Source organism: Frankia sp. AgB32, from assembly GCF_023243045.1.
GTDB lineage: Bacteria > Actinomycetota > Actinomycetes > Frankiales > Frankiaceae > Frankia.
Genome location: NZ_JALKFX010000152.1, coordinates 1 through 1,943 on the forward strand (window position 1 = coordinate 1; position 1,943 = coordinate 1,943).

Here is a 1,943-nt window from a genome sequence, read left to right on the forward strand (position 1 = left end):
GGTGTGCCACGAACGCTGAAGGTTGCTTGCTAGCTGAGTGATCGACAGCGGTGCTGTACGAAAGATGGAGGATTGCAGGCCCTCCGGAGCCGCCCTTCGGGGGGAGGCTTCAAACCGCCCTCTGCCGCGTTGGCTGAAGACCGTCGTGGTGAGCGATGAGGGAAAAGGCGCACGTGATGCGTCAGGTGGGGTCCAGGAAGGCGTTGCATTGAAAGTCCCGTGAGGGATTCACCGTTTGATAGCGTCGTTATTTAGAGAAGTGGCATCAAAACCGGGTGTTACTGCTTGGCCCGGGATGAGCCTGGTGGTTGCCCGGATTGCTGGCCAGGTGGTGCCCGGCGCAGAGGTGGCGCGAGCCTGGACTGCGGCTTTCGTACGGAACGTGGGATGGCGTGCCCTGAAACTGCCGTTTTATAAAGGGCGGCGAGAGGGAGAGTTCCAAGCGTTTGAACCGTGAGGAATTGAGTACCGTCGTGGGGCGCGCAGGCGGACCAGCTCGTAGTAGCGGCGAAGTTCCTGCTTGATGCGGTGGGAGCGGAGCGAAGGGGCTGGCTTGTCCGTGGTTCGTTTGCAGGGTCAACCAGCGTGGCTGGGAGGAATCAGGTGAGCGGGCAGGTATCACCAGAAAAGCCGTTCGGCATTTCCAAGTGGGAGGTGTGGCAGGCATATCGGAAGGTGGCGGCCAACAAGGGCACTGCCGGAGTCGACGGGGTCGGCCTGGCGGAATTCGAGTCCGATCTGAAGGGAAACCTGTACAGGATCTGGAACCGGATGTCGTCGGGCTCGTACTTCCCGCCTCCGGTAAAAGCGGTGGAGATCCCTAAGGCGCATGGCGCGGGAACCAGGATGCTCGGCGTTCCTACCGTAGGTGACCGGATTGCGCAGACCGTGGTCGCAACCCGACTGGAGAGCGTGGTGGAACCAAAGTTCCACCCGGACTCCTACGGGTACCGACCCCGGAAAGGCGCGCTGGACGCCGTGGGGAGATGCCGGCAGCGGTGCTGGAAGTACGACTGGGTCATAGACCTGGACGTGCGGAAGTTCTTCGACACCGTCCCCTGGGACCGCATCATCGCGGCCGTCGAGGCAAATACCACCTTGCCCTGGGTGATCCTCTACGTGAAGCGGTGGCTTGCCGCTCCCATCAGGATGCCCGACGGAACGCTGGCGGAACGCGACCGCGGAACCCCACAAGGATCCGCGGTCAGCCCCGTACTCGCCAACCTGTTCCTGCACTACGCGTTCGACCTGTGGATGGCCCGGGAGTTCCCGGCCTGTCCTTTCGAACGCTACGCCGATGACGCGGTCGTGCACTGCAAGTCCCTGGCCCAAGCCAGATTCGTGCTGGACAGGCTGCGGAAGAGGCTGGAGCAGGTCGGTGTCAGCCTGCACCCGGAGAAAACCCGGATCGTGTACTGCAAGGACGGGAAAAGACGTGGCTCGCATGAGCACACCGAATTCACTTTCCTTGGCTTCACCTTCCAGGCGCGAGGGGTGCGGGCAAAGAACGGGAACGTGTTCACCGGGTTTGTCCCGGCGGCCAGCAAGGACGCCATCAAGAAGATGAGCAAGAAAGTGAAGTCCTGGCGGCTTCACACGCTCACCGGCCACACCATGGGCGGGATCGCCCGTGCGGTCAATCCCGTCATCCGGGGCTGGATGCAGTACTACGGTGCCTTCTACAAGACCGAGCTGTATTCGCTCCTCTACCGCATCAGTGCAAATCTGCTGCGGTGGATACGAAAGAAGTACCGACGGCTGAGGACCTTCGCCAAAGCGCACCAGGCGTGGAAGAGGATAACCTCGCAGTACCCGACGCTGTTCGCGCACTGGCAGTGGATCCACGGCTTCTGGTGAGAAGGACAAGAAGAGCCCGGTGACGCGAGAGTGTCACGCCGGGATCTGCGGGAGCCCGGGGGTGCGATTCCCCCGGGCCACCCGAC

1 protein-coding gene is annotated in these 1,943 nt (G+C 62.3%); it reads left to right on the top strand.

Annotated elements, in window-relative coordinates; all coding sequences use genetic code 11:
- Positions 1-603: 603 nt before the first annotated feature.
- A complete protein-coding gene (ltrA, locus tag MXD60_RS26165; protein WP_248822372.1) occupies positions 604-1,857 on the top strand; it encodes a group II intron reverse transcriptase/maturase in 1,254 nt (417 codons plus the stop codon).
- Positions 1,858-1,943 lie beyond the last annotated feature (86 nt).